General features: G+C 61.1%; 27 protein-coding genes. 14 read left to right on the top strand and 13 right to left on the bottom strand.

What is annotated here, in order from left to right:
* Position 1: 1 nt before the first annotated feature.
* Positions 2-424 (bottom strand): SRPBCC family protein, encoded by a 423-nt coding sequence (locus AC4CWH_RS05700; RefSeq protein WP_491320760.1) that lies wholly within the window; start codon positions 422-424, stop codon positions 2-4.
* A gap of 203 nt (positions 425-627) precedes the next feature.
* On the opposite strand from AC4CWH_RS05700, the gene gnd reads away from it, so the two are divergent.
* From gnd to AC4CWH_RS05715, 3 genes are all read left to right on the top strand, one after another.
* Positions 628-2,058 (top strand): NADP-dependent phosphogluconate dehydrogenase, encoded by a 1,431-nt coding sequence (gnd, locus tag AC4CWH_RS05705; protein ID WP_491284725.1) that lies wholly within the window; start codon positions 628-630, stop codon positions 2,056-2,058.
* Between the two features lie 112 nt (positions 2,059-2,170).
* Positions 2,171-3,214, top strand: coding sequence for an L-glyceraldehyde 3-phosphate reductase (mgrA, locus tag AC4CWH_RS05710; protein WP_491320761.1), 1,044 nt, complete (start codon positions 2,171-2,173; stop codon positions 3,212-3,214).
* Between the two features lie 207 nt (positions 3,215-3,421).
* A complete protein-coding gene (locus tag AC4CWH_RS05715) occupies positions 3,422-3,757 on the top strand; it encodes an RcnB family protein (RefSeq protein WP_491320762.1) in 336 nt (111 codons plus the stop codon).
* 88 nt (positions 3,758-3,845) lie between these two features.
* Here AC4CWH_RS05715 and AC4CWH_RS05720 read toward each other — a convergent pair whose 3' ends face one another.
* The 3 genes from AC4CWH_RS05720 to AC4CWH_RS05730 form a co-directional block, all read right to left on the bottom strand.
* Positions 3,846-4,964 carry a metallophosphoesterase gene (locus tag AC4CWH_RS05720; protein ID WP_491320763.1) on the bottom strand — a complete coding sequence of 373 codons (1,119 nt, stop codon included), beginning with the start codon at positions 4,962-4,964 and terminating at the stop codon, positions 3,846-3,848.
* Between the two features lie 204 nt (positions 4,965-5,168).
* Positions 5,169-6,371, bottom strand: coding sequence for a zinc metallochaperone GTPase ZigA (zigA, locus tag AC4CWH_RS05725; RefSeq protein WP_491321361.1), 1,203 nt, complete (start codon positions 6,369-6,371; stop codon positions 5,169-5,171).
* A gap of 101 nt (positions 6,372-6,472) precedes the next feature.
* Positions 6,473-7,576 carry a zinc ABC transporter substrate-binding protein gene (locus tag AC4CWH_RS05730; protein WP_491320764.1) on the bottom strand — a complete coding sequence of 368 codons (1,104 nt, stop codon included), beginning with the start codon at positions 7,574-7,576 and terminating at the stop codon, positions 6,473-6,475.
* A gap of 98 nt (positions 7,577-7,674) precedes the next feature.
* On the opposite strand from AC4CWH_RS05730, the gene AC4CWH_RS05735 reads away from it, so the two are divergent.
* From AC4CWH_RS05735 to AC4CWH_RS05745, 3 genes are read left to right on the top strand one after another with little or no spacing between them, the layout of a single operon-like run.
* Entirely contained in the window at positions 7,675-8,580 is a 906-nt protein-coding gene (locus tag AC4CWH_RS05735) for an ATP-binding cassette domain-containing protein (protein ID WP_491320765.1), read from the top strand.
* Entirely contained in the window at positions 8,573-9,400 is an 828-nt protein-coding gene (locus AC4CWH_RS05740; protein WP_491321362.1) for an iron chelate uptake ABC transporter family permease subunit, read from the top strand. The genes AC4CWH_RS05735 and AC4CWH_RS05740 overlap by 8 nt, the downstream gene beginning before the upstream one ends.
* Positions 9,397-9,801 (top strand): Fur family transcriptional regulator, encoded by a 405-nt coding sequence (locus AC4CWH_RS05745; protein ID WP_491320766.1) that lies wholly within the window; start codon positions 9,397-9,399, stop codon positions 9,799-9,801. Before AC4CWH_RS05740 ends, AC4CWH_RS05745 begins: the two co-directional genes overlap by 4 nt.
* A 17-nt stretch (positions 9,802-9,818) precedes the next feature.
* On the opposite strand, the gene AC4CWH_RS05750 is transcribed toward AC4CWH_RS05745, so the two are convergent.
* The 7 genes from AC4CWH_RS05750 to AC4CWH_RS05780 all read right to left on the bottom strand — a co-directional run bounded on the left by AC4CWH_RS05750 (position 9,819) and on the right by AC4CWH_RS05780 (position 15,494).
* Positions 9,819-11,045: a GGDEF domain-containing protein gene (locus tag AC4CWH_RS05750; protein WP_491320767.1), complete on the bottom strand. Its 1,227-nt coding sequence runs from the start codon at positions 11,043-11,045 to the stop codon at positions 9,819-9,821.
* Between the two features lie 14 nt (positions 11,046-11,059).
* Positions 11,060-11,587: a gamma carbonic anhydrase family protein gene (locus AC4CWH_RS05755; protein ID WP_491320768.1), complete on the bottom strand. Its 528-nt coding sequence runs from the start codon at positions 11,585-11,587 to the stop codon at positions 11,060-11,062.
* 33 nt (positions 11,588-11,620) lie between these two features.
* A complete protein-coding gene (locus AC4CWH_RS05760; protein ID WP_491320769.1) occupies positions 11,621-12,319 on the bottom strand; it encodes a fumarylacetoacetate hydrolase family protein in 699 nt (232 codons plus the stop codon).
* Positions 12,320-12,478: 159 nt separating this feature from the next.
* Complete coding sequence (locus AC4CWH_RS05765; RefSeq protein WP_491320770.1) at positions 12,479-12,991, bottom strand: hydrolase; 513 nt, start codon at positions 12,989-12,991, stop codon at positions 12,479-12,481.
* Between the two features lie 16 nt (positions 12,992-13,007).
* The gene (locus AC4CWH_RS05770) at positions 13,008-13,445 is read right to left on the bottom strand and encodes a pyridoxamine 5'-phosphate oxidase family protein (RefSeq protein ID WP_491320771.1); all 438 of its coding nucleotides are present in this window, start codon (positions 13,443-13,445) and stop codon (positions 13,008-13,010) included.
* Positions 13,446-13,527: 82 nt separating this feature from the next.
* The gene (locus AC4CWH_RS05775; RefSeq protein WP_491320772.1) at positions 13,528-14,274 is read right to left on the bottom strand and encodes a response regulator transcription factor; all 747 of its coding nucleotides are present in this window, start codon (positions 14,272-14,274) and stop codon (positions 13,528-13,530) included.
* Entirely contained in the window at positions 14,271-15,494 is a 1,224-nt protein-coding gene (locus AC4CWH_RS05780; RefSeq protein WP_491320773.1) for a GAF domain-containing sensor histidine kinase, read from the bottom strand. The genes AC4CWH_RS05775 and AC4CWH_RS05780 overlap by 4 nt, the downstream gene beginning before the upstream one ends.
* A 276-nt stretch (positions 15,495-15,770) precedes the next feature.
* Between AC4CWH_RS05780 and AC4CWH_RS05785 the strand changes: the two genes are divergently transcribed.
* The 7 genes from AC4CWH_RS05785 (at position 15,771) to AC4CWH_RS05815 (ending at position 23,166) form a co-directional block, all read left to right on the top strand.
* Entirely contained in the window at positions 15,771-16,781 is a 1,011-nt protein-coding gene (locus AC4CWH_RS05785) for an ABC transporter substrate-binding protein (RefSeq protein WP_491285293.1), read from the top strand.
* A gap of 115 nt (positions 16,782-16,896) precedes the next feature.
* Complete coding sequence (locus tag AC4CWH_RS05790; protein ID WP_491320774.1) at positions 16,897-18,354, top strand: sugar ABC transporter ATP-binding protein; 1,458 nt, start codon at positions 16,897-16,899, stop codon at positions 18,352-18,354.
* Positions 18,351-19,295 (top strand): ABC transporter permease, encoded by a 945-nt coding sequence (locus AC4CWH_RS05795; RefSeq protein WP_491320775.1) that lies wholly within the window; start codon positions 18,351-18,353, stop codon positions 19,293-19,295. The genes AC4CWH_RS05790 and AC4CWH_RS05795 overlap by 4 nt, the downstream gene beginning before the upstream one ends.
* Positions 19,292-20,242 carry an ABC transporter permease gene (locus tag AC4CWH_RS05800; protein ID WP_491284750.1) on the top strand — a complete coding sequence of 317 codons (951 nt, stop codon included), beginning with the start codon at positions 19,292-19,294 and terminating at the stop codon, positions 20,240-20,242. The genes AC4CWH_RS05795 and AC4CWH_RS05800 overlap by 4 nt, the downstream gene beginning before the upstream one ends.
* Positions 20,243-20,277: 35 nt before the next feature.
* Positions 20,278-21,198 (top strand): SMP-30/gluconolactonase/LRE family protein, encoded by a 921-nt coding sequence (locus AC4CWH_RS05805; protein ID WP_491320776.1) that lies wholly within the window; start codon positions 20,278-20,280, stop codon positions 21,196-21,198.
* Between the two features lie 203 nt (positions 21,199-21,401).
* Entirely contained in the window at positions 21,402-22,502 is a 1,101-nt protein-coding gene (locus tag AC4CWH_RS05810) for a Gfo/Idh/MocA family protein (protein WP_491320777.1), read from the top strand.
* 22 nt (positions 22,503-22,524) lie between these two features.
* Complete coding sequence (locus tag AC4CWH_RS05815; protein ID WP_491320778.1) at positions 22,525-23,166, top strand: ThuA domain-containing protein; 642 nt, start codon at positions 22,525-22,527, stop codon at positions 23,164-23,166.
* 67 nt (positions 23,167-23,233) lie between these two features.
* Here the strand turns inward: AC4CWH_RS05815 and AC4CWH_RS05820 are convergent, their stop codons facing one another.
* Positions 23,234-24,124: an NAD(P)-dependent oxidoreductase gene (locus AC4CWH_RS05820; RefSeq protein ID WP_491320779.1), complete on the bottom strand. Its 891-nt coding sequence runs from the start codon at positions 24,122-24,124 to the stop codon at positions 23,234-23,236.
* A complete protein-coding gene (denD, locus tag AC4CWH_RS05825; RefSeq protein WP_491320780.1) occupies positions 24,121-25,104 on the bottom strand; it encodes a D-erythronate dehydrogenase in 984 nt (327 codons plus the stop codon). The genes AC4CWH_RS05820 and denD overlap by 4 nt, the downstream gene beginning before the upstream one ends.
* A 164-nt stretch (positions 25,105-25,268) precedes the next feature.
* Here denD and AC4CWH_RS05830 point away from each other — a divergent pair, with 164 nt between their 5' ends.
* Positions 25,269-26,735, top strand: a complete 1,467-nt coding sequence (locus AC4CWH_RS05830; RefSeq protein WP_491320781.1) for an FAD-binding oxidoreductase — start codon at positions 25,269-25,271, stop codon at positions 26,733-26,735.
* The last annotated feature ends 10 nt before the right edge of the window (positions 26,736-26,745 follow it).

The following is a 26,745-nucleotide window of genomic DNA, read 5'->3' on the forward strand; positions in this document are numbered from 1 at the left end:
CTCAGGGCTCGTCTTCCAGTCTATCCTCTTCCATGATCTGCTTCAGCGTCGCCAGATCGGCGGCCACATGGCGGGCATCTTCCTCGAACTGTTCCGGCGACATGCCGGGCAGGCGCGTCACCAGAAATATTGCTTCGGCTCCATCGCCGTTCGGCACGATGCGAAAGGCGTTGTGAACCCGAATGCCCGAGGGCATGTTGACGACATGATCAATGACGCCGAGATCGTTTTCCGGGACAAACGTCACCCGCACCTGTCCCAGTGGCCCGCCATCAGCCAGCCAGTCCGGACCGTCCCGCGTCAGACCGGCACCGAGGCCTGAGGCCCAGCGGGCCATATTTTCCGGGCGCGCGGCGAAGGCATAAACGGCGCGCCAGTCCCTGCGGATGCTGACATGCACCGCTTTTGCTTCCATTGGCGTCATTGTGTGGATCCTCCGTCGTGTGATCGGCGTTTGCACATTTGCAGGCTCTGGAAACCTTGCCGGGATGCCTGCAAGAACACTGCCCAATTTAGCGGCTGAAGGACGAAGGTCGCAATGAATTTAATCGTTTTGCTTCGGCTCGGCCTTGCCGTTTGTCACCTGCGGTGCCAAAACAAACACCCAATCGCAATGGAGATATATCCGTGGAACAGGCAGAAATCGGCCTTATCGGTCTTGGCGTCATGGGGTCCAACCTCGCATTGAACATTGCGGAAAAGGGCAATAAGATTGCTGTTTTCAACCGCACCGCTGAGGCAACCCGCAAATTTTACGCCGAAGCCGGCAGCCTTCAGAGTCAGATCATTCCGTGCGAAACGATGGAAGAGTTCGTCGCCGCGATCCGCCCGCCGCGCCCGATCATCATCATGATCAAGGCTGGCGATCCCGTTGACCAGCAGATGGCGCTGCTTGAGCCTTATCTGTCTTCCGGCGACATCATGATCGATGCCGGCAATGCCAATTTCCGCGACACCATGCGCCGCTTTGAAAGCCTGAAGGACAGCCCGCTGACCTTTATCGGCATGGGTGTATCCGGTGGTGAAGAAGGTGCCCGCCACGGCCCCTCCATCATGGTCGGCGGCACGGAAGAAAGCTGGAAGCGCGTCGAAAGCGTGCTCACCTCCATTTCCGCCAAATACAATGGCGAGCCCTGCGTTGCCTGGCTCGGCAATGATGGCGCCGGCCATTTTGTAAAAACCATCCACAACGGCATCGAATATGCCGACATGCAGATGATCGCCGAAATCTACGGCATTCTGCGCGACGGCCTGAAGCTTTCGGCCGAGGAAATCTCGCAGGTGTTTGGCCGCTGGAACAAGGGTCGTCTCGACTCCTACCTGATCGAGATCACCGAAAAGGTGCTCTCCGCCACCGACCCGATTTCCGGCAAGCCGATGGTTGACGTCATCCTCGATCGCGCCGGGCAGAAGGGCACCGGCAAGTGGTCGGTCATCGAGGCGCAGAATCTGGGCGTTGCCGCAACCGCCATCGAAGCGGCCGTGGCCGGACGTATCCTGTCCTCGCAGAAGGTCGAGCGCGAAGCTGCCGAACAGGTCCTCGGTCTGCCGCAGACGGTTGCCATGCCCGGCATCGATGGGATGGCTTTCCTCGACGATCTCGAAAACGCGCTGCTGGCCGCCAAGATCGGCGCCTATGCGCAAGGCTTTGCCGTGATGGCGGCAGCATCCAAGGAATACGGCTGGAACCTGCCGATGCCGACGATCGCAAAGATCTGGCGCGCCGGCTGCATCATCCGCTCGGAATTCCTGGACGAGATCACCTCTGCCTTCACCAAGGATCCTGATATCGCCAACCTCATCGTGACTCCGGCCTTTGCAGCGCTTGTGAAGGAAACCGACAGCGCGCTGCGTCGCGTCGTCTCGACCGCGGTCATGTCGGGCCTTCCGGTTCCGGCGCTGTCGTCGGCACTGTCTTATTTCGACAGCTACCGTCGCAGCCGCGGCACGGCAAACCTTATCCAGGCGCAGCGCGATTTCTTCGGCGCCCATGGTTTCGAGCGCGTCGACGGCGTCGACAAGCCGCATGGCCCCTGGGGCAGCGGCCTCAACGCCTGAGCCTTTGACGCCCAAAAAATCCGCCGTGCGCGACGAAAACATCGCGCACGGCTTTTTCCGTCCAAGCCTTAGCGCACGGGCGGACCTGCCATCAATCCGGAGGAGACCGAACATGGCCTGGCAGCCTTCTGAAGACCGTTATTCCAAGATGAAATACAACCGCTGCGGCCGCACGGGGCTGAAGCTTCCGGCGATCTCGCTCGGCTTCTGGCACAATTTCGGCGAAGACACCGAACATCAGCGCAAGCGCGACATCTGCCGCACGGCGTTCGATCTCGGCATCACCCATTTCGATCTCGCCAACAATTACGGCCCGCCTCCCGGCAGCGCCGAAACCGCCTTCGGCGAAATCCTGAAGACCGATTTTGCCGGTTATCGCGACGAGATGATCATCTCTTCCAAGGCTGGCTACAATATGTGGCCGGGCCCTTACGGCGAATGGGGCAGCCGCAAATATCTGATCGCATCCTGCGACCAGAGCCTGAAGCGCATGGGCCTCGATTACGTCGACATCTTCTATTCGCACCGTTTCGATCCGGAGACGCCGCTGGAAGAAACCTGCGGCGCGCTCGATCATATCGTGCGTTCGGGCCGTGCGCTCTACGTCGGCATCTCCTCGTACAATTCCAAGCGCACCCGCGAGGCCGCCGCAATCCTGAAGGATCTCGGCACGCCCTGCATCATCCACCAGCCGAGCTATTCGATCATCAATCGCTGGGTGGAAGACGACGGCCTTCTCGACACGCTGGATGAGGTGGGCATGGGCTCCATCGTCTTTTCCCCGCTCGCCCAGGGCATGCTGACGTCAAAATATCTCGGCGGTATTCCCGATGACAGCCGGGCAGCCCAGGGCAAGTCGCTGCGCCCGGCCTTCCTCAACGAGCGCAATATCGGCAACCTGCGTGGCCTCAACGCCATTGCCGAAAAGCGCGGCCAGACGCTCGCGCAGATGGCAATCGCCTGGGTTCTGCGCGGTGGTCGCGTAACCTCCGCCCTCATCGGTGCAAGCCGTGCGGAACAGGTGGTGGACTGCGTGGCAGCGCTTGAGCGCCCGGATTTCACGGCCGAAGAGCTGGCGGAAATCGAAGTTTTTGCCAAGGATGCCGATATCAATCTCTGGGCTCAGTCGGCCGAGCGGGAAGGCCCGTCACGCTGATTGAAGTCTGCCGTTTTAGTGGGAAAACCCGGCCATGGTGCCGGGTTTTTTCGTTTGGGAATGACAACTTGTCCGTCACTATAAATCTCAGAATTTCGCAGCAAGTTGTTTTAATCATTGCGGAATTGTAATGTGGCGGTTCATCTGTCGTTCATGGGTGTGGCGCTAACTTCCGGTTGTCTAATACAGAAAACGAGGAGACACCCGATGAAAATTCTGATTTCCATTCTGACCGCTGCCACCATTCTTGCCGCCCCGATTGCCCAGGCGCAGGATTACCGCGGCCATGGCAATGACCGCCATCGTCCAAGCGAACGCACCGTCGTCATCGAAAAGAAGAAGGTCGTCGTCCAGAAGCATCGCTGGTCGAAGGGCCACAAGCTGACACGCGCCGAACGCGCCCGTCTGGCCAATATCCGCGACTACCGCCAGTACCGCCTGTCGGCACCGCCGCGTGGTTACCAGTGGGTACGGGTCGACAACCAGTTCCTGCTGATCGGCGCGACAAGCGGCATCATTTCGAGCATCGTCACCAGTCGCTGATTGCGTCTGATATAGAGCGGCACCAATATTGAAAAACCCGGCCATGCGCCGGGTTTTTTCGTCCTGATCCATCCATGTGCGGCGAAGCTTAAGCTTTCCGTCGCAGCGTAATCACTGTCAGTTCCGAGGGGATGCCGAGCCGCAGGGCAAAGCCCGGCCACAGCGCCGTGCCGTTGTTGACGTAGAGTTGCATGCCGCCGACGTCATAGAGGCCGGAGACGAAGCCGTTGTTGGCGCGAGCCACCAGACGGTCGAGCCCTTTCACCATGCCGCCATGGGTATGGCCGGACAGCTGCAGGGCAGTGCCGGCCTTGGCATTCGTTTCTGCCATCATCGGCTGGTGATCGAGAAGAATGACCGGCGCGCCTGTCGGTGCATCCTGCAGCGCTGCCGACACGTCGCGCACGCCAAGTCCGCGCCGTTCGGCTGAGAGATCGTTGACGCCGGCGATCACCAGCCTGGCATCGCCGCGCGCAATCACCGTATGGGCGTTTGATAGCATGTTCAGCCCGAGCCCAGACAGATGCGCCATCCACCGTTCCGGCTCGAAGAAATATTCATGGTTGCCAGGGATCGAATAGACGCCGTCGCGGGCACGAAGACCGGCAAGCGGGGCAACATCCACACTGCGGTTTTCAAGGCTGCCGTCGATGAAATCGCCGGTGATGACGATCAGGTCGGTGTTCAGAGCATTGGAGCGTGTCACGACCTCCTGCGCCCAGGACGCTGGAAACAGGCGGCTGATATGAAGGTCGGTCAGCTGCAACAGCCGGTAACCATCGAATTCCGGGGGGAGGCCGGTTATCGCGATCTCGACATTTTTGACCGGCGGAACCCTGATCGCTTGCGAGACGCCGAAACCCGCGAGCGCAAGGGCTGCAAGTCCCATCGCATAACGAACCGCTGGGGCAGCGGAAGGGAAGTGGCCCTTGAACGGTATCAACAGCAGGGAGATGACATCGAGCGCAATCTGCACCACGGCGAGCAGCAGCATCGCGCCGAGCAGCACATTAAAGGCGATGACCAGCGGCCTTGGAAATTCCGGTGAAAACACCGATCCGGACGAGAGCTTGCTGAAGTAGTGATATTGCGACGCGATGAGCAGCAGGGCTGCCAGCGCGATCTTGACGGACAGATGCCAGGGGAGGGGCTGAATGAACCGCACGACGATGACCAGCCAGGGCAGTCCGAATATGAGATGAAACATGAATTAAGCCTATGACCAACTGTTTCCGTTACGGCAAGGAACAGCAATCGGATCAAGCGTCATATCGATCCGGCCTCCAGCGTCGCGGCTGGAGGCATGTGGTCATGACAAGCCTTCGTGTCAAACGATGCTCAACCGTTTGTGTTGAGGGCAGGTGTCCGCACCGTGACACGTGCCTTAAAAAACGGGCGGCGAACAAGCGTCTCAGGCGGCGCGGTTCCAGCTGGCAAACGGGTCCGGCAGATCGCGCCAGCGGTCCGGCTTGAAGTCGCTGTCGGGCAGGAGGCAGATATCCAGATGGTCGCGGATCCAGCTTTCCTCCATCGGATCGGCGCCGATGAAGACGATTTCCTGCCTTCGGTCGCCCCAGACCGGATCGAGATAACGGGCAAGGCCGTTACGGAAGCCGGCATCATCAGGCCACTGTTCGCGCGGCACCGCATCCCACCAGAGCCCGAGTTTCTGCGTGCGGATCAGCGCGCCGGCCTGGGAGATTTCGCCAACGTGATAAGGCCGCGTGGCCAGCCAGAAAAACCCCTTGGCGCGGATGACACCCGGCCAGGAACGGTTGATGAAGCCGTGCAGTTTTACCGGATCGAAGGGCCGGCGGGCGCGGTAGACGAAGGAGCGTATACCGTATTCCTCCGTTTCCGGCACGTGATCGGAAAAGCCGTGCAATTCCTTGAACCACAGGGGATGGGTTTCCGCCTTGCCGAAATCAAAGAGGCCGGTGCCAAGCACCGCGCGGGCGGGCACATGGCCGAAATCCGCCTCCACGATGCGCGCATCCGGATTGAGGCCGGCAATGATGGCGCGGGCGGCAGAGAGTGCATCGGGGGTGGCGACTGACACCTTGTTCAGCACCACCACATCGGCGAACTCGATCTGCTCGACGAGAAGATCGACCAGCGTGCGGGTATCGCCTTCGCCAGCCGTTTCGCCGCGGTCAGAGAGGAAATCGGCAGAACCGTAATCCTTCAGCAGGTTGGCGGCATCCACCACCGTCACCATCGTGTCGAGCCGCGCTACATCAGACAGGCTTTCGCCGTTCTCATCGCGAAACTCGAAGGTGGCGGCGACCGGTAGCGGCTCGGCAATGCCGGTCGATTCAATCAGGAGATAGTCGAAGCGGTTCTGCTCGGCGAGCTGGCGCACTTCTTTCAGCAGGTCGTCGCGAAGCGTGCAACAGATGCAGCCATTGGTCATTTCCACCAGCTGTTCTTCGGTGCGCGAAAGGTCCGCGCCGCCGTCACGCACCAGCGCCGCATCGATATTGACCTCGCTCATGTCGTTGACGATCACGGCCACCCTCAGGCCATCGCGGTTGGCGAGGATATGGTTCAGCAGCGTGGTCTTTCCCGCCCCCAGAAAGCCGGAAAGCACCGTCACCGGCAGTCGCTTGTCCATTGGAAGATGATCCATCTGAATGCTCCAATTGTTATAACATAACGTCATATTTTCTGAAAAAAGGCGGATGCCCGCCTTTCCCCAGTCTTGGCGGTTCCAGCTCAGCTGTCGCGGGACAGGCAGTCGGTGAGCGAATTTCCAAGGTTGCGCATCAGCTCGAAATAGAGGTTGGGGCCTTGCGTCAGCGAGGCGCCTTCCGGATCGAGAACGCCGGCGCGGGCCTTGGTTCCTTCGGTGACCACGTTGATGAGTTTTGGCGTGAACTGCGGTTCGGCAAACACGCAGGTTGCCCCGAGATCGACCAGCTTGCGGTGGATTTCGCTCAGACGTTCGGCGCCCGGTGCGGTTTCCGGACTGACGGTGATCGATCCGGCCACGCGAATGTCGTAACGGTGTTCGAAATACTGGTAGGCGTCGTGGAACACCACGAAGGGCTTGTTTTTCACCGGTTCGACGGTTGCCTTCAGCTCGGCGTCGAGGGCGTCGAGCTTCTTCGTCAGCGCAAGCGTATTCTTGTTGTAGACGGCAATGTTGGCGGGGTCGGCGGCGATCAATTTTGCCTCGATCTCCTTTGCCATCGCCTTGGCATTCATCGGGTCGAGCCACAGATGGGTGTCAAAGCCCTCGTGAGAATGCTCATGGCCATGTTCGGCATGCGCTTCCTTTGCGTCGTGATCGGCATGCGCCTCAGTTGTGTCATGGTCGGCATGCGCCTCACCGGCGGCGTGATCGTGATGCTCCTCGCCGGCATGGTCGTGGCCTTCGGCTGCGTGGTCCTCATGCTTTTCGGCGCCTTCTGCGCCATGATCATGGCCCTCATGCTCGTCGCCATCGTCATGCGCTTCGAAGGCGCCGCCTTCGCGGAAAGGCAGCTTTTCAAGGCCCGTCGCATTGCCGAGCGCCACCACCGTTGCCGATTTGCTCAAGGCATCCAGCGGCTTGTCGAGAAAGGCTTCCATATTGGGTCCGATCCAGAACACCACGTCGGCATTCTGGATGGCGCGGGCGTTGGAAGGCTTCATCGTATAGGTGTGCGGCGAGGCGGCCCCTTCCACGATCAGCTTCGGTTCCGCGACCCCTTCCATCACGGCAGCGACCAGCGAATGGATCGGCTTGATCGACACCACCACATCAGGCGCAGCCATGGCATCTGCTGCGATAAACAGGGCGGCAGACGCCATCAGGGCTGCGGATAGGGGCTTCATGGGTCACTCCTTGAATGCGGACTGTTATGTTATTACATTGGTTGTGTTACGCTATAACGTGTGTAATAGCAGAGGGCAACACCACCGCAGGAAATTTGATGTTGATGCAACCGGAAGCCCGCGAGGGGCAGCTTGTTTCGATAGCCAATGGCGGCATTTACCGGCAGGGGCGATGGCTCGTGCGCGGTGTCGATCTGACGATTGCCCGCGGCGAGATCGTCACCCTGATCGGCCCGAACGGGGCGGGCAAATCGACGACGGCAAAACTGGCGATCGGCGTGCTGAAACCCGATGAGGGCGCGGTTGCGCGCTCGCCCGGCCTTTCCGTGGGCTACGTTCCGCAAAAACTGTCGATCGACTGGACGATGCCGCTCAATGTCGAGCGGCTGATGCAGCTGACGGGCAAGCTGAAGGCCGACAAGATCATGGCATCGCTGGAGGCGGTCGGAATACCCCACCTGTTGAAGGCGGAAGTGCAGCATCTCTCCGGCGGCGAATTCCAGCGTGCGCTGCTGGCGCGCGCCATCGCCCGCGACCCGGATCTGCTGGTGCTCGATGAGCCGGTGCAGGGTGTTGATTTCGCCGGCGAGACGGCGCTTTACGAACTGATCGGCACCATCCGCCAAAAGACAGGCTGCGGCATCCTGATGATCTCGCATGACCTGCATATGGTCATGGCCGGCACCGATACGGTCGTCTGCCTCAACGGTCATGTCTGCTGCCGGGGCACGCCGGCCGTCGTCAGCCAGAGCGACGATTACCGGCGCCTGTTCGGCAATCTCGGCCGCGGGCTTGCCGTCTATAACCACAACCACGACCACACCCATCTTCCGGATGGCCGCGTGCAGCATGGTGATGGCAGCATCACCGATCATTGCCATCCCGGCGACGGTCATCATCACGATGCTCATTCGCACGATGACGGCCACTCGCATGCGCATGATCACGGACATGACGCGCACGGGCACGGGCACCATCAGGGGGGGCCGCATCGCCATGCTTGACGATTTTTTCGTGCGCGCGCTTCTGGCAGGCGTTGGCCTTGCATTGACCACCGGCCCGCTCGGTTGCCTCGTGGTGTGGCGGCGCATGGCCTATTTCGGCGATACGATGGCCCATTCGGCGCTGCTCGGCGTGGCGCTGTCGCTATTTTTTGAGGTGAACCTGCTGCTCAGCGTGTTTGCGGTTGCCGTCGGTGTCTCCCTGCTTCTGCTGCTTCTCCAGCGTCGGCAGGGCCTGTCGGCGGATTCGCTGCTCGGCATCCTCTCGCATTCCACGCTCGCCATCGGCCTTGTGCTGGTGGCCTTCATGAGTTCGGTGCGCATCGATCTCATCGCCTTCCTGTTTGGTGATATCCTTGCGGTCACCACGTCGGATATCCTGTTGATCTGGCTCGGCGGCGCCTTCGTGCTTGCCTGCCTCGTTTTCCTGTGGCGGCCACTGATTGCTTCCACGGTCAGCCATGATCTGGCTGAAGCAGAAGGCCTGAAGCCGGATCGGGCGCGCCTCCTGTTCATGCTGCTGATGGCGCTGGTCATTGCCATTGCCATGAAGATCGTCGGCATCATGCTGATCACCGCGCTTCTGATCATACCGGCGGCCACCGCGCGGCGCTTTTCTGCCAGCCCTGAAGCAATGGCGGTCATTTCCTCTGTGCTGGGTGCAATTGCGGTGATTGGCGGCCTGTTCGGCTCGCTTTATGGCGATACGCCATCGGGACCCTCGATCGTGGTCGCAGCCCTTGTCCTTTTCATCCTCAGCCTGTTGCCGGTGCTTGGCAAAGGCATGGCCTCATCCACGCCCATGACGGGAGATCGCCGATGAATACTGCGCTGAACCTTACCAAGAACCAGACCCTGGTTTTCGATGCTCTGACCCGCGCCGATGGCCCGATGAGCGCCTATACCATTCTCGACAAGCTGCGCGACAACGGCTTTCGCGCGCCGCTGCAGGTGTACCGGGCACTCGACAAGCTGTTGGAAATGGGTCTGGTTCACCGGCTGGAAAGCCTGAACTCGTTTGTTGCCTGCTCCCACAAGGAACAATCCTGCTGTCACAACCATGGGACAGTGGCCTTTGCCATCTGCGAAAGCTGCGGCCAGGTCAGCGAGTTCCACGATCACGCCATCGATGAGCGGCTGGGGGACTGGGCGCGCCAAAAGGGTTTCAAGGCGGAAAAGACCACCATCGAATTGCGCGGCCTCTGCGCCGCCTGCGCCGGCTGACCCGTTAAGCGAAACGTTCAGGCCGCCACGGTATCCCCATAGGTCTGGTTACGGCCGTTCTTCTTGGCCTGATAAAGCGCATCGTCGGCCGCCTGGATAAAGGCCTCGATGGAGCTGCCGTTGGCGGGAATGCGGGCGGCAACGCCGATGCTGACCGTCACCTGTTCCAGCGCAAGAATCACCTCCGGCCCTGAAAGATCCATCGCCAATGTCCGGTGTATGCGTTCGGCAATAATGACGGCGCCGGCGCTGTCGCAATCGACCAGCAGCACGGCAAACTCCTCGCCCCCCATACGGGCAGCCAGATCCATGCCGGTGCGGGTGGCGCTCGCCACGGCCTGCGCGACCCGCTTCAGGCAGCCGTCGCCCGCCGGATGGCCGAACCGGTCATTGTAACGCTTGAAATGATCGATATCGACGATCAGAAGCGCAAGCGGCGTCTCCGTCTCGTATGCGGTCTGCCAGGCATTGCGCATTGCCTCATCGAGGCGACGCCTGTTGGCGATACCGGTCAACGTATCTGTGTAGGAAAATGCGTTGAGAGCCCGGTTTTCACGGCGCACCTGCACATTGCTGAGACGCTCCCTGAGAAGCACCAGATAGAGCTGGCGCAAGGCCGTATCCAATCGGGAATTCGCCAGGAGCGTAATGACGCTCGCAATCGTCACGAACAGGAAGGCCAGATGACGGTCGCCGCCGAGCGGGACGGTAGCCGTCAGCAGAAAGACGGCGTTCAGCAGGAAGACCCCGAAATTGCAGGCAAGGGCAAACATCAAAGGCAGCTGGATGACGATGTTCATAACGACAACGAGCAGCCCCATGCTGAACGCCTGCCGACCCGGCGTCGCGCCGCGAAGCGTCAGCAGTACATGGATGACGGCGGCAATGATCAGCAGGCCGGTGGCCACCATGCCATCACGCACCCGGTGGCTCCTGACGTAACGCGTACACCAGAACAGCAGCGCACAGGGGAGGGTGCCGACACAGATGCGCAGGAACAGTGAAATCCAGAGGTTATCCGGCAGGATGATGTAATCGAGTATCGTGCCGCTGTTGAAGATCAACAGGCAGAGGCCGCCGCCAATATTGGTCTGGCGCCATTTCTGCCGCGCGATATGCCTCTGGTAGACGGTTTCCAGCGGCTCGTCGAAGCGCAGTTTCCACCACGGTTGCACCATGCCCTTTTCGATCAACGGACCAAGCTCGGAGCGTTCTTGCGGTCCGTCATCGGTGTCGTCGAGCATGGACGGCTGTATTGTCATAGAGGGCGAAGATCGGCTGCGAAGCGTTTCCAGTTGGCCGCGTAATTTTGCGCGGAAAGCTTCAGCTTTTCCACCGCCGCCTCATCCAGCGTGCGGATCGCCTTGGCAGGTGAGCCGACGATCAGGGAATTGTCCGGAAATTCCTTGCCTTCGGTCACCAGCGCATTGGCGCCGACGAGGCAATTTTTACCGATCCGTGCGCCGTTGAGCACCGTTGCCCCCATGCCGATCAGGCTGTTGTCGCCGATCGTACAGCCGTGGATGATGGCGCCGTGACCGATGGTACAGCCCTTGCCAATGATGGCGGGAAACCCCCAGTCGGTGTGGATGACGGTGTTTTCCTGCACATTGGTGCCGGCGCCCAGCGTGATCCACTCGTTGTCGCCGCGCAGGGTCACGCCGAACCAGATGCCGACATCCTCGCCGATCTCTACCTTGCCCATCACATGAGCGCCCGGCGCCACCCAGAAGCGATCGGCGTCCGGCGTTTTGGGCGTGTGTTCGCCCAGAGCGTAAAGCGGCATGTGACTTTCCTCCCCTCGTCAATTCCCGACCGGTCAGATCACGTCGAGCGCAAGATCGGTCACGCCATCAACGCTACAGGTGACGCGGTCGCCTCGGACAACCGGGCCGACGCCCGCCGGTGTTCCCGTCATGATGATATCGCCGGGGGCAAGCGTAAAGAGTTTTGAAAGCTCGCAGATGATTTCCGGCAGCTTCCAGATCATCTGCGCGAGGTCCCCCGATTGCCTGACGTCGCCGTTGACCGAGAGCTGGATTGCGCCTTGCTGCGGATGGCCGATCGTTTCTGCCGGAACAAGCGGCGAGACGGGAGCGGAGGCTTCGAACGCCTTTGCCGCTTCCCAGGGGCGACCGGCCTTCTTTGCGAGATCCTGCAGGTCGCGGCGGGTGAAATCGACGCCGACGCCATAACCCCAGACGCAACCGAGCGCATCCTCAAGCGCAATGTCGCGTCCGCCGGCCTTCAGCGCCATCACCAGTTCCACCTCGAAATGCACATTGGATGACAGCGGCGGATAGGGAAACTGGCCATCGGTGACCAGGTTCTGCGGGTTCTTCTGGAAAAAGAACGGCGGTTCACGTGATGGGTCGTGGCCCATCTCGATGGCATGATCGGCATAATTTCGCCCGACGCAATAAACCCGGCGCACCGGAAACGCCGCTTGCGATCCCTTGACCGGCAACAGAACCTGCGCGGGCAGGGGAATGACGAGGGGCGTATCTGGCATGCGCATGGTCCTTGCTCGAAAAATCCGTTTCCTTCCCTAAAACAGCGCGGGCGATTTGTCTTGGCTTTTCATGGTCGGTTGGGACGTGATCGAGCAGGCCCTTGGGCTATTTGCGCCGAACCAGAGATGTCCGGTTGCCTCATCGGAAATAAGTTGAACCTCCGCTCACGCGGCCTTTCCTCGCTTCCGCCTGCTGGCGAGCAGTTCCGCAAGGGTGACGGGCCGCAGGTTCTGCGCATCGACACCCACATCGAACTGGCGAGGCAAGGGCTTCAGCCTGCCATGCGAGTGGCCGTGAAGATTGATGGATTTCTTGCCCATCTGGTTCCACGTCCGGAAGGCGTAGTGGCAGAGGATCAGGTGGTGCTCCCCGTCAGGCTTGAGTTCCGCGTAATGGGAAACGCTCGACCAGCCCTTGGCCGCGGTCGTCGTCACCGGATCATTGTTGCCGATGATCAGGTGCTTGCGCCCGTTCAACCGCTGCAGCAGCGCGTCGCAATCCCCGGCGCGAATGGACATGACATCCCCCAGATGCCAGATCTCGTCTTCCTCCCCAACGACGGCATTCCAGTTCCCGATCAGCGCCTCATCATGGTCAGCCATGTTGGAAAAAGGACGCCGGTCGATGCGAAGGACGCGTGGATCGCCGAAATGCGTGTCGCTGGTGAAAAAGATCATCTCTTGCCGCGCGCGATTACCCGACCCGGATCGTCCCGTTATCCTCGCCATCCCAGTAGTGGATGTGGTCCGCATGAACCTTGATGAGCGTCAGGCCTTGCGTATCCACTCCTTCCGGGAACCAGCGGTCGAGTTCGCTCGTCCAGTGCTCCCCAAACTGAGCCTTGTCCTCAATCAGCGTCGCCTTGCCTTCGATGGAAATGAACATGCCGGGCTTGCCGAGCATGCTTGGCGCTTCGGTGAAGGACAGCGAGATGCCGGGGTCGCGCTGGATATCGGAGACCTTGCGGGTGTCTCTGTAGGAGAAAAACCAGTTGTCGCCGTCATACTCCACGTCGCCGTTATTGCTCATCGGGCGGCTGGAAATTTCCTGGTCTTGTCCCTTTGTCGACATCATGCAGAAATCGATTTTCTTCAGTTTCGCAGCAATATCGGTCAACATTATCTCGGCCATCATCGTCTCCTTTGGATGCTGACTGAGCTAACGAGGCTCTGCGGGCGATGTTCCGCGCGCCGCAGCAGAGGCCTTGCGCTTGTTACCCCTTTTGATCATCCAGCAGGCGGGCATGGCGGCGCAACCAGTCCTGCAGGTCCTGTTCTGCGCGCTCCAGCGTGGTCTGGTTGAGCAACTTGCGCAAAAAGGCTTCGGTGACCGCGCGGGAGCGGAAATTGTAGCGGGCTTCTGCACCTGCATCCGCGCGATCGTAAACGCCGAGTTTTTCATAGATCTGCTGCAGGCGGTTCTGCACGCTGCGCAGCGACAGGTTGCGCCGCCTTGCGATCACGCGGTCGGTCAGGCCAAGCGCAATATCGACCAGCACCTCATATTCCGTCTCGGTAAAACCTTGCAGGCGTCCGAGGCTTTTTTGCTGCATGCCGCGCACTTCGCGGTCGATCACGCATTGTGCCTCGATGAAAATCGAGCGAAGCGCCAGCCGGAGCCTTTCATCCGAGGCCGATTTCAGCACATAACCATAGGCGGCACCATCCGGCACGATGCGTGAAATGCCGCGCACATTGGCCTCGTCGGCATAGTTGGACCAGAACAGGATGCGGGTTTCCGGCCGCTCCCGCCAGATCGTGCGGGCCGCCTCGATGCCGTTGCGCGGGCTCATCTGCAGGTCCATCACGATCCGCTCGAGCCGATGTTCCCGCGCAAGCCGCTCGCCCATGCTGCCGTCCTCGGCCTCCAGCACCTGCTCGCATTCCGGCAGGGCCAGCCGTACCGCTTCGTTGAGGTAGGAGCGGTGCAGCGGGTCGTCCTCGACGATCAGAACATTCATGGCGTTTCCTCCTCCGCCGTAATCGGCAGTTTCACCCGCACGTAGGTTTTCGCGGCCTCGTTGCCGCAGGAAAACCGGGCGCCGATCAGGCGGGCGCGCACCCGCATGTTGTCGAGCCCACTGCCGCCTGCGCTTGCCGCCTTGCTGATGCCGATGCCATTGTCTGAGATCTCGAGCGCCAGCACGTCGTCTTCGAGCGAAAAGGCAACCGTGATGCGGTTCGCCTGCGAATGGCGCACGGCATTGTTGATGGCCTCTTGCGCGATGCGGAAGAGGGTGATGGCGACATTGGCAGACAGCCGGCCGCTTTCGCCCTTGCTCTCGTCATAAAGCCCCCACGTCATGGCAAGCCCGCTATCGCGGATCGATCGGCCGAGATGATTTTCGATGGCATCCACAAGGCCGAAGAGTTGCAGCACGGAGGGCCGCGCCTGTTCGATGATCTGGCGAAGATCCTGCATGGATTGCTGCAGGCTGCGAAACAGCGGCTCAAGCTTTTCCCCCGGCACACTCTCCATGAGGCTGAGCCGCTCCAGCCGCTTGGCAAAGCGGGTCAGGTCGCCCAGCGTCTGGTCGTGCAGGTCCATGCCGATGCGCTGGCGTTCGGCCTCCAGCAACTCGGTCAGCCGCGCGGCCCCCTGGCGCAGTGCTTCCTCACGCACGCGTGCGGCCGCCTCGACGATGGCCGATTGTTTGGCCTGTTCGGCGGCGCGGATTGCGAAGAAATACGGTGCCAGCAGGTCGCCGATGGATTGCGCGTGGGCAAGATCGCGCGTGTTGTAATCGTCTTCGGTCAGGCTGGAAAAAGACAGCGCACCGATGGTTTCGCCCCGCACCTTCAGAGCCACATGCAGCCGGCTTTTCAGGCCATGTTCGCGGATCGGGTCTGAAAACGAACCCTCGAAGAGAAATCGCGGGTCGCGTGAGGCATCCGGCGTGATGTACCGGTCGACTTCGCCAACCAGCAGCGCGCGGATCGGGCTCTGGCCGATGAGGGCCGGAGGCCGCTTGCTCCAGTCGGTCTCAAGCCCGCTTTCATAGGCGGTATGAAACGTGCTGCCGGGCGTGATGATGCAGACGTCCATGTGATCATGCGGAATGATCAGGGCAATTTCCTTGGCGACCGCGCGGATGGCCGACTGGAAATCCAGCTGTCCCGCCAGCAGCCGTGCAATCGTCAGGTATTGCCTGAACGACGAGGCCGACGCATCCTTGAGCATGTCTTCCTCCTGATACGCGAAATCCCCTCCCGGACGGCGCATCGCTTATCTCCATTAAGTCCTTATGGCAGGTCTCTGTCCTGCGGGAAACCGCATCTGATCTGCGGTAACCCGCAGGTGGTTTGCTGTAATCCGCCTGTACAGCATTTCGCAATTCGAGCATCATTGCCGGCACTGGAGAACCGCTCCAGGGAAAAGAGCTTTTGGGGAAACGTCGTTGAGGAGCGGCGCCGGAAGTGGCCGGCAGGACCGGCATCGAGGGAGAGAGACATGACCATGAAATTCGTTCTTGCGGCAACCGCTGCCGCGATGCTGAGCACTGTTGCGTTTTCGGCGCATGCCGAAACCTCGGCAAAGAAAATCGCCCTGTCCAACAACTACGCCGGCAATTCCTGGCGCCAGGCCATGCTGACCAGCTGGGACAAGGTGACGAAGGACGCCGTGAAATCCGGCATCGTGGCTGCTGCCGATCCGTTCACCACGGCAGAAAACCAGGCGACCGAACAGGCCGCCCAGATCCAGAACATGATCCTGCAGGGTTATGACGCGATCGTCATCAATGCCGCTTCACCGACGGCCCTCAATGGCGCCGTGAAGGAAGCCTGTGATGCCGGCATCACGGTCGTATCCTTCGATGGCATCGTGACCGAGCCCTGCGCATGGCGCATTGCCGTCAACTTCAAGGAAATGGGCCGCAGCCAGGTGGAATATCTGGCCGGCAAGCTGCCGAAGGGGGGCAATCTTCTCGAAATCCGCGGTCTGGCCGGCGTCTTCGTTGATGACGAGATTTCCGCCGGCATCCACGAAGGTGTCGCCAAGTTCCCGCAGTTCAAGATCGTCGGTTCCGTGCATGGCGACTGGGCGCAGGATGTGGCGCAGCGCGCCGTCGCGGGCCTCTTGCCGAGCCTTCCGGAAATTGCCGCCGTGGTAACGCAGGGGGGTGACGGTTACGGTGCAGCACAGGCCTTCGAGGCTGCCAAGCGTCCGACGCCTGTCATCGTCATGGGCAACCGCGAAGACGAGCTGCAATGGTGGAAGAAGCAGAAGGATGCCAGCGGTTATGAGACCATGTCGGTCTCGATTGCGCCGGGTGTTTCGACGCTTGCCTTCTGGGTGGCGCAGCAGATCCTTGACGGCCAGCAGGTCAAGAAGGATCTCACCGTGCCGTTCCTGCGCATCGATCAGGCCAATCTCGAAAAGAACCTCGAGACGACCCAGAAGGGCGGCGTTGCCAATGTCGAGTATTCGCTCGCAGACGCCAAGGCCGTGATCGCAGCAGCGAAGTAAATGCATCGATGACGTGATCGCCGAAGGGCGTTCCTCCCGCAGCTTCATCCGGCGGTTTTGCGCCGGGTGGAGCAGCTTCGTGTCCTATTCTCAAAAGAAAAGACGGCAGCGTGGAATGACTGATGTGTCAGCAACCGGACCGGTGGTGTCGATCCGCCAGGTTCGTGTCGAATTCGGTGCGGTGAAGGCGCTGGATGGCGTCGATTTTGAAATCCGCCCCGGCGAGGCGGTGGGTCTCGTTGGCCATAACGGTGCCGGCAAGTCCACCATCGTCAACGTCATCAATGGCGGGCTCTCGCCGCACCAGGGTGAAATCCTCTACGAAGGTGAGCCCGGCGGCGGCATCTCGACGGCGCGCGCCCATGGTGTTCGCTGCGTTTTCCAGGAACTGTCGCTCTGCCCCAACCTCACCGTGGTGGAAAACACCCGCCTGATGCATGCCGGGCTGAAAGGCCTTGGCTGGCGCAAGCGCGCACAGTCCCTGATCCGCGCCCGCATGGACGAAATCTTTCCCGGCCACGGCGTCGATTGTCTCACAACGGTCGGCTCGCTCTCGATCGCCGAACGGCAGATGGTGGAAATCGCCATCAACTTCGTGAACGTGACCGAAGATCCAAAGCTGGTGATCCTTGATGAACCGACATCGTCGCTGGATGCCGGGCTTGCCGAACAGCTGATGGCCTATGTGCGCCGGTTCGTGCGGGCAGGCGGGTCCGTGCTGCTCATTTCGCATATTCTGGGAGAAATCCTCTCCACCTCCAGCCGCATCGTCGTCATGAAGGATGGACGTGTCGTTGCCTCGCGCGCAGCCGGCGAATTCACCGTCAAAAGCCTGGTGGAAGCGATGGGCAGCGTGGTGAAGGAAACCGCCCGCAATGCCGCAGCCTCTGGCACATCAGGCGAAAAAGTCATCGATGTTGCCGCGGCCAAGGGATCGTCCACGCCGTTTTATGCCCGCAAGGGCGAGATCATCGGGCTTGCCGGTCTTGGCGGCCATGGCCAGACGACGATGCTGCTCGATCTCTTTGCCGAAAGCAGCAGCAAGTGGTTTCCATCCAAGCAAAAGCCCATGGCGTTCGTTGCCGGCGACCGCGCGCTGAACGGCACGTTTCCCTTGTGGAGCATCCTGCGCAACCTCTCGATCGGCAACCTGCCGTCGATGTCGAAGCTTACCGCCGTCGATACCGGCCGCGAGGCCACGCATGGCGAAGACTGGAAATCCCGCATGGGCATCCGCACGCCGGATATGACAAATCCCATCCTGTCTCTGTCGGGCGGCAACCAGCAGAAGGTTCTGTTTGCCCGCGCACTTGCTGGCAGTGCCGCCATCGTGCTGATGGACGATCCGATGCGCGGCGTCGATATCGGCACCAAGCAGGAGGTCTATGCCACGCTTAGGCGTGAAGCCCAGTCTGGGCGGACCTTCATCTGGTATTCCACGGAGATGGACGAAATGCGCCTCTGTGACCGGGTCTATGTGTTCAGGGACGGTGCCATCGTTGCCGAGCTGGAGGGCGACGCCGTGACCGAGGACAACATCCTTGCCGCCTCGTTTTCGGGAGAAGCCGCATGAGGAAAACCCTGTCCGGCCTTCTGCCGATCCTTATCCCCGCCGTGTCGCTCGCCGTGCTTCTGGCCGCCGTCTTCTACATGCAGCCGCGCGCCATGAGCTATAACGGCCTCAACCTGCTGTTTAATCTCGCCGTTCCCATCGCACTTGCCACCATTGCCCAGATGATCATCATGGCCGTGAACGACCTTGATCTCTCCATGGGCACGTTTGTCAGCTTTGCGGCCTGCGTTACCGCCGTCTACATGCCGCAGCAGCCGCTTGTTGCCATCCTCATTCTGGCCGGTGCCGTTGGCATCTATGCGCTCCTTGGCGTCATCATCACGCTGCGGGATCTGCCATCCATCGTGGTTACGCTCGGCATGAGTTTTGTCTGGGGCGGGCTTGCGGTGTTGATCCTGCCGGCACCCGGCGGGCAGGCACCGGTCTGGCTGCGCGCGTTGATGGTCTCCAAACCGCCTATGGTGCCGATGGCCATCGTCGCCAGCGTGGTGATTGCCGTTATTGCCCACCTGCTGATCATGCGCTCCACCTTCGGCGTTCTCCTGCGCGGCGTCGGCGGCAACAGCCGCTCGGTCGGGCGTGCCGGCTGGTCGGTGCTGGCGCTCAAAGGGGCGGCCTATGCGACGGCTGCGGTGTTTGCCGTTCTGGCCGGCATGGCGCTGGTCGGGCTTGCCACCTCGGCGGATGCCAATATCGCGCTGCGCTACACGCTTTTGTCGATTGCCGGCGTCATCCTCGGCGGCGGAGAGTTTGTTGGTGGCCGCGTTTCGCCCATCGGTGCCGTGATCGGCGCCCTGACATTGACGCTTGCCGGTTCCTTCCTCTCGTTTCTGCGCATCTCGCCTGACTGGCAGATCGGCGCGCAGGGCGGCATCCTCATCATCGTGCTGGCCCTGCGGCTTGTCATCAACCGCGGCGGACGGCAGGAGAAGACATCATGAACAGCTTCCGCCTCCTTGCCCGCAAGCCCTGGACCTGGTCCTTCGTTGCAGCTTTTGCCACCTGGATCGTGACGATCCTGTTTACCGGCGGCGCCAGCACCGCAAGCCTGTCGCAGGCGACGCTGACCTTTGCGGCCTTCTCGGTGATTGTCGGCCTTGGCCAGATGCTGGTCATCACGCTGGGGCCTGGTAATGTCGATCTGTCGGTTCCCGCCACCATCACGCTGTCGGGCACGGTGGCGCTGAAGCTGATGGACGGGCAGGACAATATGATCCTTCTCGGTCTTGCCGCCTCCATTGCCATCGGCCTTGTCATCGGCGTCCTGAATTATGCCCTGATCAAGTTTCTGCGCATTCCCCCGATCATCGCGACCCTGTCGATGAGCTTTCTCGTGCAGTCCTCGGCCATCTGGTACAATCGCGGCCTTCGGGTAAAGCCGCCGGAAGCGCTTGCCGCCTTCAGCACTTCCTCGACGCTTGGCGTGCCGAATACGGCTATCATCGCGCTTTTGCTGTCGCTTGCCGTCTGGTGGCTGCTGGATCGCTCGATGTTCGGGCGCTGGATTTCCGCCATCGGCCAGAACGCTTTTGCCGCCCGCATGGCCGGCATTGCGGTCGATGGATGTCGCCTCGCAACCTATGTGATCTGCGCCGTGCTGGCCTCGCTCTGCGGTTATCTGCTGGCAAGCTTTTCCGGCGGTGCTGCGCTGAACATGGGTGCCGAATATCTCCTGATGTCGATTGCCGTTGTCGTCATCGGCGGCTCGGCGGTGGCCGGCGGCAATTCCAACGTTCCCGGCATCTGGGGCGCCTCGCTGTTCATGTTCCTTGTCGTTTCCATGCTCAACACCTACGGGTTCGGCGCCGGCGTGCGCCTGATCATGACCGGCCTCATCATCATCTGCGTCATCGTGGCAGCCAGCCGGCCGGCCGGCTCGACACGCTGACCTTCAGACACTCACACCAGCCAACCGGATAGCCCATGTCGCACGCCCGCACCGGGATCTACGAGATCCATGATCCCCGCTTCCGCAATCTGATCGTCTCGAGCGCCGCACTCGAAGAGTTGTACAGCGGCTGCCGCTGGGCCGAAGGCCCCGTCTGGTTTGGCGATCTCGATTGCCTCGTGTTCAGCGATATCCCGAACCAGCGGCTGCTGCGTTATGTGCCTGAAAGCGGCATATCGGTCCTGCGCAGTCCCTCCAATTTCGCAAACGGCAACACGCGTGACCGTCAAGGCCGGCTGATCACCTGCGAGCATGGCGGACGCCGGGTGACACGCACCGAAATGGATGGCCGCATCACCGTGCTGGCGGATCGCTTCGAAGGTAAGCGCCTCAACGCGCCGAACGACGTGGTGGTGAAATCCGATGGCAGCATCTGGTTTACCGATCCGACCTACGGCATCCTGTCGGACTATGAAGGCTACAAGGCGGAGCCCGAGCTTGCGACACACAATGTCTTTCGCCTCGACCCGGCAACGGGGGAGCTGACCATTGTCGTCGATGATTTCGGCCAGCCGAACGGCCTTGCGTTTTCGCCGGATGAAAAACAGCTCTATGTCGCCGATTCCGCCTCAAGCCATGACAAGAACTGGCCAAGCCATATCCGCGTCTTCGATGTGCTTGATAATGGAAAGCTTGAAAACAGCCGGGTCTTTGCTGTCATCGACAAGGGCCTCCCAGACGGATTTCGCCTCGACATATCCGGCAATCTGTGGACCAGCGCTGGCGACGGCGTGCATTGTTTTGCGCCTGATGGCACGCTGCTTGGCAAGATCCTCGTCCCCCAGACGGTCGCCAACCTCACCTTCGGGGGACCGAGGCGCAACAGGCTCTATATCACCGCCACGCAATCGCTCTACGCGATATACCTGACGACGACGGGCGCCCAGTGGCCGTGAACATTTTGCTCGGCTGTGTAGTTAAGGAAGGGGACTAGCGGTTCGGGTGCCACAGGTCGATGCATTGAGGGCTTTGAACGAAGAGATTTTATCGGCTGCCGCTATGTCGTCGAAGGCCTCTGGCTTACAACCGCCAGCAGGGCAGGGCCATCAAGTCTAAGGTGGCGCGGAGGGCCCCGTCATATCCATTCTGGAGGAGAAACATGGATAAGCTCGGCATCGGCATCATCGGATGCGGCAATATATCATCGGCCTATCTGAAGGCCATGGCGTCGTTTCCCGTTCTCGACATCAAGGGCATCGCCGATCTCAATCGCGGTCTTGCCGAACAGCGGGCCGGCGAGTTCAATCTGGTGGCGCGTGGCATCGATGAACTGCTGGCTGACCCGGAAATCAAGCTGATCGTCAACCTTACGGTGCCAAAGGCGCATGTGGCGGTCGGTCTGCAGGCGCTGGCGCAGGGCAAGCACACCTATAGTGAAAAGCCGCTTGGCGTCACCTTTGCCGAGGGACGAACACTTGCGGAGACCGCAAAGGCAAGCGGGCTTCGCATCGGCGCCGCCCCCGATACTTTCCTCGGTGGTGCGCACCAGACGGCGCGGGCCATCATGGATACGGGCGTGCTCGGCGTTCCCGTCGGCGGCACCGCCACCTTCATGTGCCCGGGGCATGAACGCTGGCATCCCAATCCCGACTTCTATTACGAGGCCGGCGGCGGGCCGATGCTCGATATGGGGCCTTATTACATCACCGATCTCGTCAACCTGCTCGGGCCGGTGGCGAAGGTGGCGGGTTTTGCCATTGCGCCACGCCGCGAGCGCATCATCACCAGCCAGCCGCGCAATGGCGAAAAAATCCCCGTCCACATCCCCACCCATGTCTCTGGCGTAATGGCGTTTGAATGTGGTGCCGTGGTGCAGATCGGCATGAGCTTTGATGTCGCCGGCCACAGACACGTGCCGCTCGAAATCTACGGCACCGAAGGCACGCTCATCGTTCCCGACCCGAACCATTTTGGCGGCGATATCGAGCTGTTGAAGAAGGGCGGAGGTTTTGAGCCGCAGCCGACCACGCAACCCTATGCGGATGGCAATTACCGCTCGCTCGGCGTTGCCGACATGGCGCATGCCATTCTCACCGGTCGTCCGCACCGGGCAAACGGTGATCTTGCGCTGCATATTCTGGAAGTGATGGAGGCCTTCGGCACGGCGGCAGAAACCGGCGAGACCGTGACCATCACCACCAGACCCGAGCGACCTCAGCCGCTTTCACAGTCGCTGATCGACGGGCATCTGGCCCGCTAAGTCAATTTGGGAGGAGACTGACATGCGTGAAGCTTTGATCGTTTGGGGTGGCTGGAGCGGCCACGAACCGCAGGAATGCGCCCATGTCATACGGGATATTCTCCAGGAGGATGGGTTCAAGGTCTACCTGGAAAACACCACGGAAGCCTTTGCCGATCCGTCGATCCACGACCTGTCGCTGATCGTGCCGATCATGACCATGTCGAAGATCGAGAAGGAGGAGGCAAAGAACCTGGTGGCCGCCGTGGAAAACGGCGTGGGCATTGCCGGCTATCACGGCGGGGCCGGCGATGCGTTTCGCGAATGCGTCGAGTACCAGTTCATCATCGGCGGGCAATGGGTTGCCCATCCCGGCAACATCATCGATTACACCGTCAACATTACCCGCCCCGACGATGCGCTGATGGAGGGGATCGCGGATTTCCCTTACACGTCCGAGCAATATTACATGCATGTCGACCCCTCCAACGAGGTGTTGGCGACAACGACATTTCGCGGCGATCACGCCTATTGGATCGATGGGGTGGTGATGCCCGTCGTGTGGAAACGCCATTATGGCAAGGGCCGCGTCTTCTATTCCTCGCTCGGCCACGTCGCCAAGGAATTCGACGTGCCGCAGATGCGCACGATCTTTCGGCGCGGTGCAAGCTGGGCGGCGCGCTGAGCGGTGCGAGCCTGATCATCAGCAGGCGGGGTCGCCAAAGGCCCCGCCTGCATCGTCTCGAAGGAAATTATTTCTCGCGCCGGTTGATCTTCTCCAGATGGAGAATTAGGCCGCTATGGTCCGTCTCGCCGTGACCATCCTCCACGAAAGCCTTAAATTCCCGGCGGACCTCCATGGAAAGCGGAAGCTCCAGGGACAGACTTTCGGCGGTGGCAGCCACCGCATTGAGGTCTTTCAGTTGGAGGCGCGAGGGGCCTCCGGGCTGGAACTGGCGGTCCACCATGCGTTTTCCGTGCAGTTCGAGAATGCGGCTTTCGGCAAAGCCGCCGCGGATAGCCTCGCGAAATTTTTCCCGCGAGGCACCGCCGGCTTCCACCAGCATCATGGCTTCCGCAACCGCGCCGATGGTGATGGCAACGATCTGCTGGTTGGCCAGCTTGCAGATCTGGCCGGCGCCGGAGGGGCCGACATCGGTGAGACGCCCGAGCGGTGCAAAGACATCGGCGAGCTTTTCGAGAACATCAGGGTCGCCGCCGGCCATGATCGCGAGCGTGCCGGCTTCCGCGCCAACGACGCCGCCGGAAACGGGGGCGTCAACATGGGCAATGCCCAGTTTTTCCAGCCGAAGCGCATGATCCCGGGCTATATCAGGGGCGATGGAGGAACTGTCGATGACGATGGCGCCCGCCTTCAGGGCGTCGGCAACGCCGCCGTCAAAAAGTACGGCGCCGACGGCCGAACCGTCTGACAGCATGGTAAAGACGATGTCCGCATCCGCGACGGCTTCTGCCGCATCAGCCGCGCAGATGGCGCCGTCGGCCACCAGCGCTTCTGCCTTGCGGCCATCGCGGTTCCAGACGGTGACCGGAAATCCTGCGGCAAGAAGCCGCCGCGCCATCGGGGCGCCCATCAGCCCCGTTCCGAGAAAGGCGATGCGCCTTTTGCTTGCGTTGCTCACAGGCTGCCTCCCAGCTCGTCCTCGATATGGATGCGGATGATCTCGTCGAACGAGCTTTCCGCCACAAAGCCAAGTGCGCTTGCCCTTTTTGCCTCAAAGCCCGGGGCCCAACCGGCGCAGATGCGCATGATCATTTCGTCCGGCTCGCGGCGAATGAGGCGCACGGCCTTGTCGCCCGCCACCCGGCGCAGCGCCTCGATCTGCTCACCCACCGTGGCGCTGAGACCGGGCATGGAGAGATTGCGACGGGCGCCAACGCTTTCAAGGTCAATCGTTGCGCCGTGGAGCAGGAAGCCGACGGCCGATCGCGGCGAGGCGTGCCAGTGGCGAACATCCTCTGAAACCGGAAGCACCGCTTCCTCACCCACCAGCGGCTCGCGCAGGATGTTGGAGAAAAAGCCGGAGGCCGCCTTGTTCGGCTTTCCCGGGCGGATGCAGACGGTGGGAAGCCGGATGCCGATGCCATCGAAAAAGCCCTTGCGGGAATAATCCGACAGAAGAAGTTCGCAGATCGCCTTCTGCGTGCCGTAACTCGTCAGCGGCGTTGTGTGGAAATCATCGGGAATGGGGAAGGGGAGCGGCGCGCCGACCACGGCGATGGAGGAGGTGAAGACGAGGCGGGGGCGGTAACCATCCTCTCCATTGGCCTTGCGGATCGCGTCAAACAGCATGCGCGTACCATCGAGGTTGATGCTGTAGCCCTTATCGAAATCAAGCTCGGCTTCGCCGGAGACGATGGCGGCCAAGTGGAAGATGACATCTGGCCGCCCGGCAATGAGCGTTTCTGCGGTGCCTGGCATGGAAAGGTCCACGGTTTCCAGCGCTACCCGGCCGCCAAATCCCGCCGGAGCCTCCGGTTCAACGACATCGACCAGCGTCATCGCGTCGACGGGCTCGCCGCCGAGGGTGCCATCGCGGGTCAATCGCGCGGCAAGCTTGCGGCCAACCATGCCGGCAGCGCCGATGATAAGAATGTGCATGCGTTTCTCCTCCTTGGTTTTTCCAGATCCTCTTGCCGACGGCTGCACGGCAAAATTCAATTGTAAGGTTGTCAGATAACCTTATATGGTGCCGTTGAAAACCAGTTTATCGAGCAAATGCATCGCGCGTCGAGAGCGGTCGTCGTTTGGGGAGAGGGAAAGCCATGTCGGGAGATCAGCCGAGAAACCAGCCGGAAGGCGTGAACCTGCAATCTGCTGATGGGCGTGCAGAGCGTCTGTCGCGACTGTTGGGGCAGGACCTTGTGCTTGCTGGACCGGAGGTCACGCGCTACTGCCGCGACTGGCATGGCGACGTCACGACCGGGGCGGTTGCCGTCATCCGGCCGCGCACGACGCAAGATGTATCGGCCGCCGTTCGCGCCGTTGCCGAACTTGGCCTGTCGCTGGTGCCGCAGGGTGGCAATACCGGTCTTGTTCTTGGCGCAACACCCGATGATCCCGCCGGCCAGGTGGTCATCAGCCTGGAACGCATGACCGCCATACGGCGCCTCGACGCCGACGACTTTTCCGCCGTGGTCGAGGCGGGCGCCATCCTGTCGGACTTCAAGGACAAGGTGGAGGCTGCCGGGCTTTATTTTCCGCTTTCGCTGGGCGCGCAGGGTTCCTGTCGCATCGGCGGAAACGTTTCGACCAATGCCGGCGGCATCAACGTGCTGCGCTACGGCATGACCCGCGATCTGGTCCTCGGCCTCGAGGTGGTGCTGCCTGACGGTTCGGTTTTTGATGGCCTGTCGACGCTGCGCAAGGACAATCGCGGGCTCGACCTCAAGCAATTGTTCATCGGTGCCGAGGGAACGCTCGGCATCATCACGGCAGTCTCCGTCAAGCTGATGCCGGCACCGGAGCAGGTCGCAACCGCGCTTGTCGGCCTCAATGCGCTTTCGGATGCGATCACGCTTTACCGGCGCGCGCGGCGTGATTGCTGCGATCTCATGTCGGCCTTCGAATTCATGCCACCGGTCGCCTTCACGCTGGCGCGCGAAGCCATGCCGGATCTCGTGATGCCGATCCGAGGGGATTATCCCGCCTATGTTCTGATGGAGATTTCCGGCTCGGGCCTTGTCGATATTGAGGACCTGATGCAGCGCTTCCTCGAAGGGGTGATGGAAGACGGGCTGGTGGCCGATGGCGTCGTAGCCTCCTCCAGGGCGCAGGCCCGCAGCCTCTGGCTGTTCCGGGAGGGGATGAACGAGGGGCAGGCGAGGCGCGGCGCGCATCTGCGCACCGATGTCTCCGTGCCCCTGTCGAAGCTTCCGGCCTTCGTGGAACAGGCAGAAGCGGCAGTGATGGAAAAGCTGCCCGATTGCCTCTGCGTCTCTTATGGGCATGTCGGCGACGGCAACGTCCATCTCAACGTCCTGCCGCCGTCCGGCCTGTCGGCTGAAGAGATTGCGGCACGGATCTACACGGCCAAGACCGCCATCAACGCGGTCCTCTACAGTTTCGACGGATCGATCAGTGCCGAACACGGCATCGGTCGGCTGAAGAAAACCGAATTTCTTGCAAGGCTTCCCAATACGCAGGCGCGTCTTTTGGCCGCGATCAAGCAGGCCGTGGATCCGAACCTGATCATGAACCCCGGTTGCCAATTGAATTATCGCACCGATTGATGAACAACCG

The sequence above is a fragment of the Neorhizobium sp. PAMB6716 genome, assembly GCF_058242805.1.